This window comes from Sphingomonas glacialis (assembly GCF_006439055.1).
Classification (GTDB): Bacteria; Pseudomonadota; Alphaproteobacteria; order Sphingomonadales; family Sphingomonadaceae; genus Sphingomonas; species Sphingomonas glacialis_A.
On sequence record NZ_RCZC01000007.1, the window covers coordinates 170,903 to 188,250 of the forward strand.

The window sequence follows — 17,348 nt, forward strand, 5'->3', positions numbered from 1 at the left end:
CATGCTTTTATCCCTGACGATCGACCTCGCGCCCGACGAAATCGGCGCCGAGGGTTTCCGCCACTTCAGCGACCGGCTGCGCGCGATCGACGCGATCGCGCCCGATCTGGTGATCTTCGGGGGCGAGCGCGACACCGCGTTGATCCCCGGTCGGCTCGAGGGGCTGGTGAATCTGCCCTGGGCGGCGGGGCTCGTCACGAGCGCGGCGGTGGTCGCGGTACTGCCCGCGCTCCACGGCATCCCCTTCCACGTCGCGCGCGCGCTGTCGGCGATCGACTTCGTCAGCGCCGGGCGCGCGGGCTGGGCACCGGTCTGCGCCAACCATGAGGTGATCGACCGCGCCTATGGCCAGCAGTACGCGATCAGCGATGCCGAAGCTCCAGCGAAACACGACGACTTCCTGCGCGCGACGCAGGCGCTGTGGGATAGCTGGGACCAGGATGCGCTGATTATCGACAAGGCGAGCGGCGAATATCTCGACAGCGCAAAGGTGCGCCGCGTCGATTATCGCGGTCCATATTTCTCGACGATGGGCTCGCTCAACGCCGCGCGGCCGCCGCAGGGCTATCCGTTGCTGGTGCGCGACATGAACGATCTGTCGGCCGATTCCGAACTGCCTGCAGACGTCGTGCTGCTCGGTGCGGAGACGATCACCGAAGCCGAGGACGCGATCGTCCGGCTGCGCGCCGCGCCCGGCACCGCGAACGCCGCGATCCTGCTCAAGGTGACGGCTGGCCGCTCGCTCGACCTGCCGTTCGAGGTCGAGGGCGCCGACGGGATGCACCTGATCGGCCATCCCGACGCCGCGACCGTCGCCGCTGCCCGCGCGCGCCTTCCCGCCAGGACGCAGCCCGGCGACACCGCGCGCGCGCGCTTCGGCATGGCCCCGCCGATCAACCCCTTCACGCAAAAGGCGCTCGTCTGATGTCCCGTGCCAATGGCCGCTTGCACCTCTGGGCGTTTCTCCAGGGGATCGGTTTCTTCCCCGGCGGCTGGCGTCATGCCGCCGCCACCCCCGAAGCGGTGTTCGACCGCGCCTATTACGAACGGATCGGCCGGATGGTCGAGAAGGCGCGCTTCGACGCGATCGTGTTCGGCGACCAGTTGCAGGGCCGCGATGCCGCCGGGCGTACGCCGGGCCGGCTCGCCATCCCGACGCTCGACCCGTTCACGCTGCTGTCGGCGATGGCGGGGGTGACCGAGCATGTCGGCCTGGTCGCGACCGTCTCGACGACGTACAATGAGCCGGCCGAAGTCGCCGCCAAGTTCGCGACGCTCGATTATGTCAGCCAGGGGCGCGCCGGGTGGAACATCGTCACCACCGCGCACCCCAATTCGCCGCTCAATTTCGGCGAGACCGAGCTGCTCGAAAAGTCGCAGCGCTACAAGCGCGCGGCGGCATTCGTCGAAGCGGCCGAGGTATTCTGGGGCAGCGCATGCGGCAAGAAGATCGACCGCGCGGCGCTCAAAAGCGACTGGTTCGAGATCGACGACACGCTCGATTTCGTTGCGCCCCCGCAGGGACGCCCGGTGCTGGTTCAGGCCGGCCAGTCGGGCGACGGCCGCGATTTCGCGGCGCGCACCGCCGAGGCGATTTTCTGCCCCGCGCCGACGATGGAAGCCGGCAAGGCCTATCGCGACGACATGCGCGCGCGGGCGAGCGCGCTCGGGCGCGATCCCGACGGGATCAAGATCATGCCCGGCCTCGCGCTGGTGATCGGCGGGACCGAGGCCGAGGCGAAGGCGCGCCACGCCGAAGTGCTCGAACTTGCCGATGATGTGCTGGCGGTCGAATATCTCAGCGAGTCGATCGGTTACGACCTCACACAGCATCCGATCGACAAGCCGTTCCCGATCGAGGAGATCGTCGCACGCTGCGAATTCCCCGCCGAGGGCGTGCGCGCACAGCTGATGCCCGCGGTCGAGGCGGGCACCGCGATCAAGGATTTCTGCCAGGCTTATGCGCGCAAACCCCGGGGGCACGGCATCTTCGTCGGCACGCCCGAGCAGATGGCCGATCATATGGAGACCTGGATCGACGCCGGTGCGTGCGACGGCTTCACGCTCCAGCCGGGGTTCATGCCGTTCGAGCTCGAAGTGTTCTGCGACGAGGTCGTGCCCTTGCTCCAGCAGCGCGATCTGCTGCGCACCGACTATCAGGGGCCGATGCTGCGCGACCATCTCGGGCTGGGGCCGCTCGCATGATCGAACGCGCGTTCGTGCGGATCGCCGAGGGGCAGGTGCATCTGCGCCAGGCGATCGCCGAGGCGCCGACCGCGCCGCCGATCGTCCTGCTCCACGCCTCGCCGTCGTCGTCGCGCTGGATGGTGCCGCTGATGGAGGCACTCGCGGGCAACGGGCGCACGATCATCGCGCCCGATACGCTCGGCAACGGCGATTCCCCGCCGCCCGCGGGCGACACGCCCGACATCGCCTATTTCGCCGACAGCGTGATCCGGCTCGCCGATGCGATGGGGATCGAGACGTTTGATGTCTACGGCGCACATACCGGTGCGCGGATCGCGTGCGAGCTTGCCGCGGCGCATCCGACCCGTGTCTGCGCGACGGTGCTCGACGGGATCAAGGAATATGACGAGGCGATGCGCGAGAAGATCCTCGCGCATTATGCGCCGAAGGTGCCGGTCGACCCGCACGGCACGCACATGGTCTGGGCGTTCAACTTCGTGCGCGACCAGGCGCTCTACTTCCCGCATTTCGAACAGAATGCCGAGCATCGTCTCCCCGGCCACATGCCGTCGGCGCAGATCCTGCACGACGCGACGCTCGATGTGCTCAAGGCGCTCGACACCTATTCGCTGCCGTATCTCGCGGCGTTCCGCTACCGGCCGCTCGCGCGGTTGCCGGTGATAGAGACGCCGGTGCTGCTGCTCAAGGCGGCGATGGAACTCGCCGTGCTCAACGCCGCGGTCGACGAGGCCGCGGCCCTGCTGCGGCATGGTCACGTGGCGGCCATTGCGTCGGACCCGGCGTCCAAGGCGGCAGCGATGCTGCATTTCTTCGACACGCTCGCGTAACAAAGGAATTGGTCATGACGGCGCGCGCAGTGGAAATGAAGGACCGGCTGCCGCTGTCGGTCTGTCTCGGCTTCGGGGTCGGCACGGTCGGCGTGTCGATCATGCTGAACGGCGTCACCGCCTATTTCCCGGCCTATATGTCGACCGTGCTCGGCAAGTCGCCCGAGATTGCGGGCTATCTGCTTATGGCGTCGAAACTGTACGACGCGTTCGCCGATGTCGTGATCGGCACGCTCAGCGACCGCACGCGCAGCCGCTGGGGCCGCCGCCGCCCGTATCTGCTGTTCGGCGCGCTGCTTTCGGCGATCTCGTTCCTGATGATCTTCACCCCGCCCGCGATCAGCGACGGCGCAGTGACGCTCTACATGTTCGCCGCGCTTGTGATCTATTCGACCGGCTATTCGCTGTTCAACGTGCCCTACATGGCGATGCCGTCGGAAATGACCGCGTCCAAGTACGAGCGATCCCGCCTGCTGTCGTTCCGCACGCTGTTCGTCTCGCTTGGCCAGTTGCTCGCGATCGCGGGCACGGCGGGGCTGATCAAATGGGGCGGCGGCGGGGCGCATGGCTATGCGATCATGGCCTATGTGATGGGGCTGGTGATCCTCTCGGCGATGATCGCCTCGTTCTTCGGCACGGCGAAGGCGCCGCATCTCGAGGTCCGGGCCAAGCCCGAGACGCAGCTCGACACCAGCCAGATCGCGCTTCTCTGGCGCAACAAGCCGTTCGTGCTGCTGCTCGCCGCCAAGATCTTCCAGTTCCTGTCGTTCGCCAGCGTGGCGGGGACGCAATTGCTGTTCATGCTCAACGTGCTCGGGATCGGCTATACCGGGCAGATCCAGCTGGCGATCGTCCAGAACATCGTCGTCGCGCTGTCGATGCCGTTCTGGCTCGCGCTCGAGCGGCGAATGGGCAAGCGCAACGCCTATCTCATCGGCATCGGCCTGATGTGCGCCAATTCGCTGAGCTGGGTGTTCGCCGACAATTCGATCACGACCGTCGGTCTGCTCGCACGCGGTGTGCTTGGCGGCCTTGGGTCGGGCGGCATGATCCTGCTGTCGATCTCGATGCTTGCCGATACGCTGGCGTATGACCGGGAACTGACCGGGCTGCACCGCGAGGGGCTGTTGTCGAGCATCGCCGCGGTGATCGAGAAGACCGCGTTCGCTTTGGGCGTCGCGGTGATCGGCGCGTTCCTGGCGGCGGCGCATTACATCCCGACCAAGAACGGCCAGATCGTGGCGCAGCCCGAGAGCGCGGTGAGCGCGCTCTACGTCGCCTATTCGCTCCTGCCGCTGGCCCTGTTCATCTGCAACGCTGCGTGCATCTGGTTCTACACGCTCGGCGCGCGCGCCGCTGCGCCGGTTCCGGTCGCCGATATCGCTGCAGACGCGCTGTGAGGAGGAAAGCCATGCCGTTCCGGAAATCGCTCGCCATCGTGTGCGCCGCATTGCTGCTCGCCGGAGGAAGCGCGAGCGCAGGGGCGCAGATCGCTCCGGCTGCCCTCAAACGCCTGACGCTCGCGGAACTGCGCCAGCGCTTCCAGGCGCCGGGCGATCGCTATGTCACCGTCGGCGGGGTCGAGCTGCGCTATCGCGACGAGGGCAAGGGGCCGGTGCTGCTGCTGCTCCACGGATCGCGCAGCACGCTCAACGCCTGGGACGGGATCACCGCGCGGTTGAAGGGCAAGTATCGCATCCTGCGCTTCGACCAGCCGCCGTTCGGTCTGTCGGGACCGCTCACCGACGCCGCGCGGAAAACGATCGGCTCGCCCGAGGCGCTCGTCGCCGGCTTCCTCGACAAGCTCGGCGTGCAGAAGGCGAACGTGTTCGGCGTCTCGAGCGGCGGGACGATGGCCTATTATTTCGCCGCCACCTATCCCGACCGCGTCGACTCCGTGATCCTCGCGAACACGCCGAGCGACCCCGTCGTTACCGGCAAGACCGCGAGCACCGCGGCGATCGACGCGGCCGTCGTCGCGGCGAAGCGCGATGGCTATGAGGCGCGCGACTTTTGGTCGCTCTATCTCAACTTTCTCTATGGCGAGCCGGCTCGGCTCAAGCCTGGCACGATCGACTATTACTACACCACCAACATGCGCGTGCCCGAGCCCAATCCGTTCGGGCTGCACGCGCTGACCAGCAACAATGCGGCGACGCTCGCACATCTCCACGGCGTGCGCGCACCCGTGCTGATCGTGTGGGGAATGCGCGACCTCGTGCTGCCCGCCAATACCGCGGGCAAGGCGCTGCAAGGCTATCTCGACCATGCCAAGAGCGTGTCGTTCGTCGCGCTCGACAGCGTCGGCCATTATCCGCCGATGGAATCGCCCGACGCGGTCGGCGATCTCGTCGACGCCTATCTCAAGCGCGATCGATGATCCGCGCCTTTCCGATCCACCAGCAGGGGCAGCACAGCCGATGAGAACCGCGTTCAGAATAGTCGCGATTGCGGCGCTCGTCGTGCTGGTGGCGTGTCTCGCCTGGTTCATCCCCGCCAAGATGGGCGCGTTCGCGACCGATCGGCAGGCGATGGTCGCGCGCTATGCCAGCCCGCCGTCGCGCTTCGTGACGGTCGATGGCGTGCCGATGCACGTCCGGATCGAAGGGCAGGGGCCGCCAGTGCTGATGCTCCACGGCACCGGGGTCAATCTGCACGAATGGGATCCGCTCGCCGAGCGGATGCGCGGGCGCTTCACCGTGGTGCGGATGGACTGGCCGCCTTACGGCCTGAGCGGCCCGATCGACCCCAAGGGCTACAGCACCGCGCGCGCGGCGCAGCTGGTCGGGCTCACGCTCGACAAGCTCGGCTATGACAAGCTGGCGGTCGTCGCGACGTCGAACGGCTCGAACATCGCGCTCCAGCTCAACGCCAACAAGCCCGAGCGGATCACCGCGATGGCGTTTTCGATCCTGCCGCTCGAGCGCCCGAGCCAGACGCGCAAGGTCGATTGGCGGATCAAGCGGATGGCGGCGTTCAACGATGCGTGGCTGCGCGATTACCATCCGCGCTGGTTCTACCGCCTGGCGTTCAAGGACACCTCGCACCCCGGCTGGCAGCCGCCCGAATTCTTGTCACAGATGATGTACGACATGAGCAATTTGCCGGGCGCGATCGGGCGGCAGAAACAGTATCTCGCCTCCAACGTCGTGCTGTTCAAGACGACCGATGTCGGCGCGATCGCCGAGAAGGTACGCGTGCCGGTGCTGCTGCAATGGTGCGCGCAGGATACGGTGATCTCGCAAGGCGCCGGCGCCTCGGTCAAGCGCTTCACCAACACGCATGTCGACCTGATCGAATATCCCAATGTCGGGCACTGGCCGATGTGGGAAATCCCCGATCGCTTCGCCGCCGACATCATGCGCTTTCTCGACGCCAATCCGGCCGCGGCAGGGACGGCCAAGCCGTAGCGCCAAACTGCGCCCCAAGGGCGCACTGCGACCACGACTCGCCCCGATCGCGCGGGCGGGTCGCGGTGGCCGCCCAGGCCGGCGCGCTTGTCGGCGATTTTCACGTGCCCCCCCGCAGGATTCCGCATCCCTTTGAGATCGTTCGCGCGATCCTGCGGGGTGGCGTTGAAATTGTTCCTCAGCGGCACATCGGCTATGGCTATATGACCGTACAGTGGATAATTCCGGCGTTTCATATCGCGCTAACACCAAAGAGTGACACTTTCGAGGCGCAGGTTCTTGACGCAAGAGCGTGAGAATCAGTCGCATAGATGCGTAGACCTGCAGTCGAAGCAGGCGCGTATCGCTAAGAAAGTGCGACAGATTATTTAGAGCAGAAGCAATGGAGCCTCGAACGCGTTCGGGGGACGATATTTTTTACTCTAAATAGTGAAGGGGGGTTTTCAATGGAAACTTCAAAGAACCTAAGGCTCTGTTCCGCATCGATGTTCGCTTTGGTTGCTGCTGCATCGGTCGCGACAGCGATTACGCCCGCCGCGGCACAGGACACCACAGTCGCCGCGCAGGCTGAGCCAGCGCCGGTCGCCCAGCCCGAAGCCGCGCCCGAGACCGGCGAGATCGTCGTCACGGCGCGCAAACGCTCGGAGAACATCCTGCGCACGCCGATCGCGGTAACCGCGCTGAGCGGCGACCAGCTTGCCATCCGCGGTGCCACTTCGCTCAACGACGTCGCCAACTTCACCCCTGGCGTGACGATCAACAATAACGCTGCCGGTCGCAACGATCGCTCGTTCCAGCAGATCATCATTCGCGGTTTCACGCCTTCGGCCGCGACTAACCCGACCGTCGCGCTGTTCATCGACGGCGTCGCCGTTTCTTCGCCGACCGCCTTCCTCGCGGTCAGCGATCCCGAGCGCGTCGAGATCCTGAAAGGCCCGCAAAGCGCCTATTTCGGGCGCAACACCTTTGCCGGCGCGATCAACGTCGTGAACAAGGAGCCGGGCAACCGGCTCGCGGGATCGGTCAGCGGGATGGTCGGCACGCGCGAGAATTACAAGCTGCACGGCGATATCGGCGGCGCGCTGATCGAGGACAAATTGCTGTTCCGCGTCAGCCTGGACCAATTCTCCAAGAGCGGCTCGTATCGCAACGCCTTCGACCGCAACCAGACGCTCGGCGACCAGAAGTCGACGAGTGGCTCGGCGATGCTCATCGCCAAGCCCGTCGACGGGCTGACAATCAAGGCCTTCGGCCTGCTCTCGCAGGACGAGGACGGCCCCTCGGCCCAGGCGCAGCTCTCGGCCTATGAGATCCGCGATGCCGCTGGCAATCTCGTCGCGCAGAACCAATCGAACTGCACGCTGACCGGCCGCTCGACCGCCGGCGCGGCAGTGTCGAATCCGTTCTTCTGCGGCGTGGCGCCGCGCTACAATTCGGCGATCTCGCCGTCTGCCAACACGACCAACGATGCCTTCATCAAGAGCTTCCTGGCGAACCCGACCGGCCGCGTCGTATCGCCCAAGGACGGCGTCAAGGGCTATGGCCTGCTCCGGCGCTATTACCATCTCCACCTCAATGTCGATTATGATATCGGGGACACCGGTTTCAGCCTGTCGTCGCTTACGGGGTATAATAACGAGCGCTACAGCCAGCTCGCCGATCTCGACAATTTCGGCACGACCGGCATCCCCAATTCGGCGGCCTCGATCGCGGCCGGCGGGCGCTCCTATTTCGACTATCCGTTCCTGGTCGAGCGCGTGACCCGCGACTTCTCGCAGGAATTCCGGGCATCATACGACCAGAATGGGCCGTTCAAGGGCAGCATCGGCGTCAGCTATCTCGACAGCTGGGTCCAGGGCAGCCTGGGCGGCGGCAATGGCGGGCTCGGCACGACCACGGTCTCGGTGGCGAGCGGCGCGACCAAGAACGACACGCTCGGTGCGTTCTTCGGCGGCACCTACAAGTTCAACGATGTCTTCTCGCTCAGCGCGGAAGGCCGCTACCAGATCGACAAGCTCTATGCCTATGCCCCGCCGCTCGGCCTGACGCTGACGAGCAGTGCTTTCATTCCGGCGGGTACCTATGCCGGCGGGTCGCAGATCCTGCAGAAGGACTATAAGAACTTCATGCCGCGCGTGATCGCACAGGCGCAGGTCACGCCCGAGGCGATGTTCTACGCCTCCTTCTCGAAGGGCGTGAACCCCGGTCTGTTCAACACGGCCTTCCTGTCGTTCAGCCCCGCCATCCAGGCGCTCGCCGCGCAGAATGGGATCAAGATCGAGGTCGCGCCCGAACGCGTCACCAATTACGAATTGGGCTTCAAGGGCCGGTTCTTCGACAATAAGCTGCGCTTCTCGCTCGCGGCCTATTACGCGCCGTGGCGCAACCAGATCAACGCGATCCTGTTCAACGCGACCGACGCCAATGGCGTGACCCAGCCGATCCGCGGTTCGGCCAATACCGGCAGCGTCAACATGAAGGGGATCGAGATCGACGGGACGTTCAACCCCGTGCGCCAGCTCGACCTGAACTTCGCCGCGGCTATCAACGACAGTACGATCCAGGCCTTCCAGAATGCGATCATCACGCAGTTGAGCGGGCTCACCAACTACAAGGGCAAGGAAAACCCCAACACTTCGAAATATTCGGCGACCGCGGGCGCGCAATATAACGGGCATTTCGGCGGCCCCGATCCGATCGGCTGGTTCGTGCGCGGGGACTATGTGTTCAAGTCGGGGGTCTTCTCGGATGCCGCCAACCTCGTCCGCACGCCGGATATGCACAAGGTCAATGCGCGCGTCGGGATCACGCACGGGCCGGTCTCGATCGACGGCGCGGTCAGCAATCTGTTCAACAACCGCGCCTATACGACGATTGCGGACAATTCGGTGCTGACCAGCAACTTCCGCTACAGCACCTATAATTCGGGGCTGGTGGTCGGCCTGCCCGACCTGCGGACCTTCACGTTGACGCTCCGCTACAAGTTCTAAAATCGGGGGGCGCCCGCCTTGCAGGCGGGCGCTTCCTCGCTGCCGGCAAGTCCGTGCCGGCCGAGCGTGATCTCGGCTCGATCAGCCCTCGCTGGCCGACACGCGGACACTCTCGCCGGGTCTTGCCGATCGCGCGAACTCGGCTTCTAGTGTCGGGCGATGATAGAACCGACCACACGACGTGCGATGCTCGGCCTGCTCGGATCAGGGCTCGCGACTTTCCCCGCGATGCGGCTGTCGGCGAAGGCGCCGTCGTCGGCGCCTGTCGTGGTCGCGCTGACGACAGCGACCGGGCGGATCAGCATGGTCACGCACTGGAAGGCGCGGCGCACGCGCGGGACGATCCTGTTCTCGCATGGGGCGGCCTCGGCGCCGTCGAAATACGATCCGCTCATCCTGCCCTGGGTCGCCGCCGGCTACGATGTCTGGGCGCCGCTCCACGTCGATTCCAAGGAGCATCCCGACACCAAGAAGTTCGTCGGGCTGGCGAGCTGGCGCGCGCGAATCGAGGATATGCGCGCGCTGTCGGCGCATGTCGGCACCGGCCCGCGCATCGCCGCCGGGCATAGCTATGGCGCGCTGACGGCCCTCACGCTCGGCGGCGCGGCAGCGATCGTTCCCGAAGGGCTGAGCGGACCGATGAACGATCCGCGGGTCAGCGCGGTCGTCGCTTTCTCGCCGCCTGCGCCGATGGCCGGACTGATCACCGCGGAGGGCTATGCCACGCTTGCGGTGCCCGCGCTGATCGAGACCGGCGACAAGGACCTGCTGGCGGGCAAGGCGAGCGCGGATCCGCAGAGTTGGAAAGGGCATCTCACCGCCTATGACGCCGCCGCGCCGGGCGGCGACCGCTATGCGCTGGTGCTCGCCGGGGTGAACCATTTCTTTGGCGGGTTGATCTGCTGGCTCGACCAGCCCGGTCCGCCGCAGACCGCGCAGCTCGAAACCGCGGCGACGCTCGCGGGGCTGTTCATCGAGGCTTATGGCACGAAGTCGGCGTCCGCGCGGCGCGCGCTCGACGCTCGGCTGCGCGATGCGGGGCCGGTGATCCTGCGCCGGAAATAGCCGCCGCCTATCGGGTGAGCGCGGACAGCTCGCTGCGCGCGGCGTCCGGGCCGACGGTGATCGCGATCTCGCCGCGCGGTGCCTGCCAGCGCTGCCGCGGTGTATCGTAGTGCGCGAGCAGCCGCGGCTCGACGGTCAGCTCGACCGTCTTGCTCTCGCCCGGCGCCAGCGTCACGCGCTCGAAGCCGACCAGCCGACGAACCGGCACGCCCGACGCGTCTTTCACGCTGGCATAAACCTGCGGGACGTCGCTCCCGGCGCGCGCACCGACATTGGTCACGATGAAGCGTACGCGCAGCGCATCGCCGCGCGTCACCGCCAATTGGCGATAGGCGAAGCGGGTGTAGGACAGGCCATAGCCGAACGGGAATAGCGGCTTGGCGCCGCGCCGCTGATACCAGCGATAGCCTACATCGGCGCCCTCGGGATAATCGACCGGAAAGCCCTCGACCCCGCCGCTGATATCGACCGTGGTCAGCCCGGCGACCGGCGGGGTCGCGGCCTGGCGCGCGGCGGCGGCGCGCACCTGCGCGAGGCCCGGCACCTCGGGACGCGGCGCCTGGGTCATCGCTTGCGGGAAGGTGATCGGCAGGCGTCCGGTCGCGTCGACCGCGCCGAACAGCACGCGTGCGATCGCCTCGCCGCCACGCTCGCCGGGATACCACGCCTCGACCACCGCGCCGACCTGGGCGAGCCACGGCATCAGCACCGCGCCGCCCGATTGCACCACCACGACGGTCCTGGGGTTGGCGGCGGCGACCGCTGCGATCAGCGCGTCCTGCCCGTCGGGCAAGGCGAGGCTGGTCAGATCGACCGCCTCGGTGCGCCATTGCTCGGCGAAGAACAGCACGACATCGGCGTTCTTCGCCGCCGCGGCAGCGGTCGCGGGATCCTTGGTGTCGATATAGCTGACGGTGGCAGCGGGCGCGTTCGCGCGGATCGCGGCGAGCGGCGACGATCCCTGATAGGTCACCTTGATGAAGCTAAGCCCCGGCGACCCGGCGGGCATCGGCAGACGGATCGGCGAACCCGCCACCGCCTGCACCTGCGACGATCCGCCGCCCGAGAGCACGCCGATATCGGCATGCGCGCCGATCACCAGGATGCGCTGCGCGGTCTTGGCGAGCGGGAGCAGGTCGCCCTGGTTCTTGAGCAGCACGATCCCGGCCTCGGCGGCATGCTGTGCGACCAGCGCGTGCGCGGCGTAATCGATCGGCTGCGGCGTCGTGGGCGGGGGCGTATCGACCAGCCCGTGCGCGAACATCGTGCGCAGGATGCGGCGGACCATGTCGTCGATCCGCGCCTGCGGCACCGTCCCGCCGAGCACCGCGGCTTTCAGCGGCGCGGCGAAATAGGGCTGCTTGTCGAGCTCCTGGCCCGATTGCTGGTCGAGCCCCGCATTCGCCGCCTTGGCGGTCGAATGTACCGCGCCCCAGTCGGACATCACCCAGCCCTTGAAGCCCCAGTCGCGCTTGAGCACGTCGGTCAGCAGCGCACGGTTCTCGCACGCCCAGTCGCCATTGACCTTGTTGTAGCCGCACATCACCGATCCCGGCTGGCCGCGCTCGATCGCCATCTGGAACGCGAGCAGGTCGCTCATCCGCAACGCCGCATCGGACAGCCGCGCGTCGAGCACATAGCGCCCGCTTTCCTGCGCATTGAGCGCGAAATGCTTGATCGTCGAGACGATGTGGTTCGACTGCACCCCACGGATGCTCTCCCCCGCCATCGCCGCGGTGAGCAGCACGTCTTCGCTGAAATACTCGAAATTGCGCCCGTTCCACGGATCGCGGATGAGGTTGGCACCGCCGGCGAGCAGCACGTTGAAGCCCTTGGCGCGCGCCTCGGCGCCGATCATCGCGCCGCCGGCATAGGCGATCTGCGGATCGAAGCCGGCGGCGGTGGCGAGGCTCGACGGCAGCGCGGTGGCGACGTCGCCCGGGCGCATCGATCCGCCATTGGCGACGCCGAGGCTGGCATCGCTCTCGTACAGGTCGGGAATGCCGAGCCGCGGCACGCCCGGGACATGCCCGGCGCCGATCCGGCGCTCTGCGGGGTTGGTCTTGCGCAGCTTCGAGCCGAACGTGCCGCTCAGCATCGCGATCTTCTCGTCGAGCGTCATCTGCGCGAGCGTGCGCTCGGCGCGGGCATCGGGACCGGAGGCGGGGCCGGGATCCTGCTGCGTCTGCGCGGGGGCGAGCGTCGGCACCGCGAGCGTCGCGACGGCGCCAAGGGCAAGGAGAACGCGGCTATGGCGGATCATCGGACAGGCTCCGGTTGGGTGTTCGGCGACGCGGGATGGCGCGGGATGCGGTGGTCGAATGTGCCACGGGCTTTGCAAGCTACGTCCCTACGCCTCTGCCTAATCGCTCTCGCCGACGCCAGTGCACGAGACTTTCCTTCGGTCACTGGGCGGATAATCCATTGGAGTGGCACCGGGCTGCCAGCCAACTCTAGCGAGGGCAGGGGCGGGCCGAAAAAGCGAGATACCCCGGCGGCATAGGGCCAGCGCGACGTGATGCTGGACGGGCGGAAAATACGTCTCGGTAGTGGTGTTTCGGTCGCAATCGGCCTAGGCCCCGCGCGGACGAGCGTTCCCCCGGGCCGAGCGACAGCGACCTTCGAACGCGCAGTCTTATGGCATGGGCTGCGGCCCGGTGAAACGAGGTCCAGGATGAGCAAAAGTCGTATCGACAACCCGACCCTGCGCGAGCGCGTGATGAGCGCGGAACAAGCGGCGACGCTCATCGATTCGGGCAGCACGATCGGGATGAGCGGCTTCACCGGCTCGGGCTATCCCAAGGCGGTCCCGCTGGCGCTGGCCGCGCGGATCGAGGCCGAGCATGCCGCCGGAAACCCGTTCCGCGTGCGGATCTGGACGGGTGCCTCGACCGGGCCCGAGCTCGACGGCGCGCTGGCGAAGGCCGACGGCATCGAATTCCGGCTGCCCTACAATTCGGACCCGATCGCGCGCGAAAAGATCAATCGCGGCGAAATGGAATATTTCGACATGCACCTCAGCCAGGTCGCGCCGATGGCGTGGCAGGGCTTTCTCGGGCCGCTCGACACTGCTGTGATCGAAGTCTCGGGCATCCGCGCCGACGGGGCGCTCATTCCCTCCTCGTCGGTGGGCAACAACAAGACCTGGCTCGACCGTGCCGAGAAGGTGATCCTCGAGGTCAATCGCTGGCAGAACCCGGCGCTGGAGGGGATGCACGACATCTATTACGGTACCGCGCTGCCGCCGCACCGCGTGCCGATCCCGCTCGTCCGGGCCGACGACCGGATCGGCGAGCCGTATTTTCGCGTCGATCCCGACAAGATCGTCGCGATCGTCGAGACGGAAGCACCCGACCGCAACCTGCCGTTCGCCGCGCCCGATGCCGCGGCGCATGCGATCGCCGGGCATCTGATCGAGTTCTTCACCCACGAAGTCGCGCGCGGGCGCTTGCCGGCATCGCTGCTGCCGCTGCAATCGGGCGTCGGCAATATCGCCAATGCGGTGCTGACCGGTCTCGTCGATGGCCCGTTCAGCGACATGACGTCGTTCACCGAAGTCATCCAGGACGGGATGCTCGACTTGCTCGATTCGGGCAAATTGCGGATGGCGTCGGCAACCGCCTTCTCGCTCAGCCCGGAGGCGGCGGCGCGGCTCAACGCCGATCTCGGGCGCTACCGCAACGCGATGATCCTGCGCCCGCAGGAGATCAGCAACCATCCCGAGCTGATCCGCCGGCTGGGCTGCCTGGCGATGAACGGGCTGATCGAGGCCGACATTTACGGCAACGTCAATTCGACGCACGTCATGGGCTCGCGCATCCAGAACGGCATCGGCGGATCGGGCGATTTCGCGCGCAACGCCTATGTCTCAATCTTCATGACGCCATCGACCGCCAAGGGCGGCAAGATCTCGGCGATCGTGCCGCAGGCGAGCCATGTCGATCATATCAGCCAGGACGTACAGGTGCTGGTGACAGAGCAGGGTCTCGCCGATCTGCGCGGACTCAGCCCGAAGCAACGTGCGACGCTGATCATCGAGCGCTGCGCGCATCCCGATTACCGCCCCGCGCTCGCCGATTATTATGCGCGGGCGCGCGTCGGGTCCTACGGTCAGCAGTCGCCGTCGCTGCCGGGCGAGGCGTTGTCGTGGCATCAGCGCTTCATGGAAACGGGGTCGATGCGCTTCTGATCCGGGACGCGTGCCGCGTCCCGGGTCGGTGCTCGGGGCGCTAGCGGTGCAGCGTCCGGATCGCGTCGATGATCACCTGGGGGCTGTGCAGCCCCTTATAGATCGGCGGCGGGGCCATATCGAGCTTGAGTAGCGTGTAGACCGCGGTCATCGCGCTGCGGATCGAATATTCGACGGTGAACACCACGTCCTCGGGCTGCTCGGCGAACTGGCCGAGAAAGGCGAGGTTGGTCGATCCGGTCGGCATCACCAGCGGCCGGTCGCCCGCCTTGCGCGGCATGAACTGGCTGGTGATGTACGGCATCGCGCACGGGATGCAGTTGGAGGCCGCGAGCACCGCGGCGGTGTCGGGTGCGCTGAAGCGCAGATGGCCGAGCACTTCCTCCAGGATCTCGGCGCCGGTGCATTCGACCAGCGGCTTCTTGACGTGGTCGCCGGGCCGATCGTGGAACAGGCCATAGCCCCACCACACCGCGACACCCTCGGGCTGATCGGGGAAGAAGGGCTGATGATAGATCGACAGCGTCAGCAGCCACGCCGATTGCTTGAAGGTGATCAGCCCGCCCGTGCCCGCAGCACTTCCGCTGAAACGCTCCATCAGTTCGAGGAACAGCGGGTCCTTGACCGTGACGGTGAAGGAGATCCACGAACTCTGCTCGACATTACCGTTGAACGCGGCGGGGTTGCCGAAGGCGGGGCGCCCTTGCGCGAGCTTTTCCCACAGGTTCCACGCGCCCGAATGGTTGGTCGCATCGAGGCCGGGAGCCTTGGTCATCGATCCGAACGCCTTGTCGGCGGTCATCGAACCGTTGGTGACGAACACCAGGTCGCCCGGCGCAACGGGAATCGCCACCGGCCCGTCGGCGGTCATCGTCGAAATACTCGTCACCGTGACCGCGTCGCTGCCCGCCGCGAAGCCCAGATCCTCGACGCGGACGCCGTGGCGGAACTGGACGCCACGATCCTTCAGCCAGGTCATCAGCGGCACGATCATGCTGTCATACTGATTGTAGACGGTGCGGTAGATGTCGTGCTGGACGTCGATCGTCGAGAAATGGTGGACGAAGCGGCGCAGGTAGCGGCGGAACTCGATCGCGCTGTGCCACGGCTCGAACGCGAACAGCGTGCACCATTCCATCCAGAAATTGGTCTCGAAGAAATGCGGCGTGAAGCAATCGGTTATGCGCTTGTCGCCGAGCAGGCTTTCGGGTTCGCCGATCAGCGTGACCAGGTTGATCCGGTCATGCTCGCTGAAGCCCATCGCATGCGCGTCGCGCACGCTGCCGTCGAGATTGACCAGCCGGACCTTATTGTCCCACGGCCAGCTCTTGGCGGCACGGTTGGTTTCCTCGGTCACCGAAATCGCCGGGTCGGTTGCCGAGGGGATGCCGGCGAACAGCGCAAAGGTGCATTGGTACATCGCCTCGAACATGCGGCTGCCGCTCATGAAATAGCCGTCCTGCGCGGTGCCGTGCGCATCGAACGCGCCGCCGCTCTGGCGACTTTCCTCGAGGATCGTGATGTCCTTGCCGGCAACGTCGGCGTCGCGCAGCAGGATGGCCGCCCCCGCGAGCGAGGCGATGCCGCTGCCGACGAATGTATAATTGCTCATGGCCTGCGATCCTCTGTCCGAAGATCGTGCTTTGCGCGTGTTGACGGCGTGTCGCTAAGCCCCGGAAACTACCCAGACGGGCATCGCTACAGCAAACTGAACTCGGCCACGAGCGCGTCGAACACGGCACGGCACCGCGGGCTGTTGCCCAGATCTTCGTGCATCACGATCCATACGCTCAGATCCATCGCGAAGCCGTCGGGCAGCACCCGGACGAGCTGCGGGTCACGGGCCGCGACCGGAAGCTGGCAGATGCCGATCCCGAAGCCCGCCCGAATGGCGGCAAGGTGCGTGAGGTCGCTATCGACCCGCAGCGCAAAGGCCGCGCGGTTCAGTTCGGGGAAACGCTCGACAATGGCGCGGATCGCCGGGGTCTCCGTATCGAAACCGATCAGATCATGCTCCGCAAGCGCTGCCAAGGTCGATGGGATGCCGCGCCGCGCCAGATAGTCCGCATGCGCATGCAGACCGAGCGGGATCGGCGAGACCTTGCGCGCGATCAGCGACTGTTGCGTGGGCTGCACCATCCGGACGGCGATATCGGCCTGGCGCTGCAGCAGGTCGTCGACGGTGTTCGACGCCGACAGCTCGAACGTGAGGGCGGGGTGGCGCAGCCGCAGCCGCGCCAGCATTGCCGGGAGGTGCTCGGCGCTCACCACCTCGCTCGCGCTGATCCGGACCGTCCCGGCGACCGTGCCGGCGCCACCATCGGCGGTGCGCAGCAACGCCGCCGCGGTCGACGCGAGCAACTCGGCATACGGCCTGAGCTCGATCGCGGCCGCGGTCGGCGTCAGCCCGCGTTGCGTTCGGACGAACAGATCGCGGCCGATCGCCTGCTCCAGCGCATCGATATGGCGCGCAACGCTGGGCTGCGTCAGCCCGAGGCTGCGCGCAGCGCCCGACAAGGAGCCCGTACGCAACACCGCGTCGAACGTGCGGTACAGATCCCAGCTCGGCATGTTCATCTGTTTGCGTATACCCGATCGCCAGTTTTCCGCAATTTCGTTGAGTCCGGATCCCGCGCATTGCTCCGTCATACGCAGCGGA

At 66.5% G+C, this 17,348-nt stretch carries 13 protein-coding genes; 10 read left to right on the forward strand and 3 right to left on the reverse strand.

Annotated features, from left to right (window positions below; translation table 11 throughout):
- The first annotated feature begins 1 nt into the window (after nt 1).
- From EAH76_RS19130 to EAH76_RS19170, 9 genes are all read left to right on the forward strand, one after another.
- The gene (locus EAH76_RS19130; protein ID WP_140851870.1) at nt 2–925 is read left to right on the forward strand and encodes an LLM class flavin-dependent oxidoreductase; all 924 of its coding nucleotides are present in this window, start codon (nt 2–4) and stop codon (nt 923–925) included.
- The gene (locus EAH76_RS19135) at nt 925–2,205 is read left to right on the forward strand and encodes an NtaA/DmoA family FMN-dependent monooxygenase (RefSeq protein ID WP_140851871.1); all 1,281 of its coding nucleotides are present in this window, start codon (nt 925–927) and stop codon (nt 2,203–2,205) included. Before EAH76_RS19130 ends, EAH76_RS19135 begins: the two co-directional genes overlap by 1 nt.
- The gene (locus EAH76_RS19140) at nt 2,202–3,035 is read left to right on the forward strand and encodes an alpha/beta fold hydrolase (RefSeq protein ID WP_140851872.1); all 834 of its coding nucleotides are present in this window, start codon (nt 2,202–2,204) and stop codon (nt 3,033–3,035) included. The genes EAH76_RS19135 and EAH76_RS19140 overlap by 4 nt, the downstream gene beginning before the upstream one ends.
- Nucleotides 3,036–3,049: 14 nt before the next feature.
- A complete protein-coding gene (locus EAH76_RS19145; protein WP_241659795.1) occupies nt 3,050–4,435 on the forward strand; it encodes an MFS transporter in 1,386 nt (461 codons plus the stop codon).
- An 11-nt stretch (nt 4,436–4,446) separates the two neighbouring features.
- On the forward strand, nt 4,447–5,415 hold the full coding sequence (locus tag EAH76_RS19150; RefSeq protein WP_140851873.1) for an alpha/beta fold hydrolase: 969 nt from the start codon (nt 4,447–4,449) through the stop codon (nt 5,413–5,415).
- Nucleotides 5,416–5,455: 40 nt separating this feature from the next.
- On the forward strand, nt 5,456–6,445 hold the full coding sequence (locus tag EAH76_RS19155) for an alpha/beta fold hydrolase (protein ID WP_161989097.1): 990 nt from the start codon (nt 5,456–5,458) through the stop codon (nt 6,443–6,445).
- Between the two features lie 65 nt (nt 6,446–6,510).
- Entirely contained in the window at nt 6,511–6,741 is a 231-nt protein-coding gene (locus tag EAH76_RS19160; RefSeq protein ID WP_140851875.1) for a hypothetical protein, read from the forward strand.
- Nucleotides 6,742–6,930: 189 nt separating this feature from the next.
- A complete protein-coding gene (locus EAH76_RS19165) occupies nt 6,931–9,435 on the forward strand; it encodes a TonB-dependent receptor (RefSeq protein WP_161989098.1) in 2,505 nt (834 codons plus the stop codon).
- A gap of 159 nt (nt 9,436–9,594) precedes the next feature.
- Entirely contained in the window at nt 9,595–10,500 is a 906-nt protein-coding gene (locus tag EAH76_RS19170) for an alpha/beta hydrolase family protein (RefSeq protein WP_140851877.1), read from the forward strand.
- 7 nt (nt 10,501–10,507) lie between these two features.
- Here EAH76_RS19170 and EAH76_RS19175 read toward each other — a convergent pair whose 3' ends face one another.
- The gene (locus tag EAH76_RS19175; RefSeq protein ID WP_140851878.1) at nt 10,508–12,763 is read right to left on the reverse strand and encodes a beta-glucosidase; all 2,256 of its coding nucleotides are present in this window, start codon (nt 12,761–12,763) and stop codon (nt 10,508–10,510) included.
- Between the two features lie 411 nt (nt 12,764–13,174).
- Here EAH76_RS19175 and EAH76_RS19180 point away from each other — a divergent pair, with 411 nt between their 5' ends.
- On the forward strand, nt 13,175–14,689 hold the full coding sequence (locus tag EAH76_RS19180; protein ID WP_140851879.1) for an acetyl-CoA hydrolase/transferase family protein: 1,515 nt from the start codon (nt 13,175–13,177) through the stop codon (nt 14,687–14,689).
- A 40-nt stretch (nt 14,690–14,729) separates the two neighbouring features.
- Here EAH76_RS19180 and EAH76_RS19185 read toward each other — a convergent pair whose 3' ends face one another.
- Nucleotides 14,730–16,301: an oleate hydratase gene (locus EAH76_RS19185; protein WP_140851880.1), complete on the reverse strand. Its 1,572-nt coding sequence runs from the start codon at nt 16,299–16,301 to the stop codon at nt 14,730–14,732.
- An 86-nt stretch (nt 16,302–16,387) separates the two neighbouring features.
- Nucleotides 16,388–17,266, reverse strand: a complete 879-nt coding sequence (locus EAH76_RS19190) for a LysR family transcriptional regulator (RefSeq protein WP_140851881.1) — start codon at nt 17,264–17,266, stop codon at nt 16,388–16,390.
- Nucleotides 17,267–17,348: the final 82 nt, after the last annotated feature.

What these genes read in the sequence shown, in the direction of transcription:
- EAH76_RS19150 (WP_140851873.1), top strand. Translation starts at nt 4,447, where the DNA reads ATGCCGTTCCGGAAATCGCTCGCCATCGTGTGCGCCGCATTGCTGCTC.
- EAH76_RS19140 (WP_140851872.1), top strand. Translation starts at nt 2,202, where the DNA reads ATGATCGAACGCGCGTTCGTGCGGATCGCCGAGGGGCAGGTGCATCTG.
- EAH76_RS19175 (WP_140851878.1), bottom strand. Translation starts at nt 12,763, where the DNA reads ATGATCCGCCATAGCCGCGTTCTCCTTGCCCTTGGCGCCGTCGCGACG.
- EAH76_RS19135 (WP_140851871.1), top strand. Translation starts at nt 925, where the DNA reads ATGTCCCGTGCCAATGGCCGCTTGCACCTCTGGGCGTTTCTCCAGGGG.
- EAH76_RS19180 (WP_140851879.1), top strand. Translation starts at nt 13,175, where the DNA reads ATGAGCAAAAGTCGTATCGACAACCCGACCCTGCGCGAGCGCGTGATG.
- EAH76_RS19185 (WP_140851880.1), bottom strand. Translation starts at nt 16,301, where the DNA reads ATGAGCAATTATACATTCGTCGGCAGCGGCATCGCCTCGCTCGCGGGG.
- EAH76_RS19165 (WP_161989098.1), top strand. Translation starts at nt 6,931, where the DNA reads ATGTTCGCTTTGGTTGCTGCTGCATCGGTCGCGACAGCGATTACGCCC.
- EAH76_RS19130 (WP_140851870.1), top strand. Translation starts at nt 2, where the DNA reads ATGCTTTTATCCCTGACGATCGACCTCGCGCCCGACGAAATCGGCGCC.
- EAH76_RS19170 (WP_140851877.1), top strand. Translation starts at nt 9,595, where the DNA reads ATGATAGAACCGACCACACGACGTGCGATGCTCGGCCTGCTCGGATCA.
- EAH76_RS19145 (WP_241659795.1), top strand. Translation starts at nt 3,050, where the DNA reads ATGACGGCGCGCGCAGTGGAAATGAAGGACCGGCTGCCGCTGTCGGTC.
- EAH76_RS19155 (WP_161989097.1), top strand. Translation starts at nt 5,456, where the DNA reads ATGAGAACCGCGTTCAGAATAGTCGCGATTGCGGCGCTCGTCGTGCTG.
- EAH76_RS19190 (WP_140851881.1), bottom strand. Translation starts at nt 17,266, where the DNA reads ATGAACATGCCGAGCTGGGATCTGTACCGCACGTTCGACGCGGTGTTG.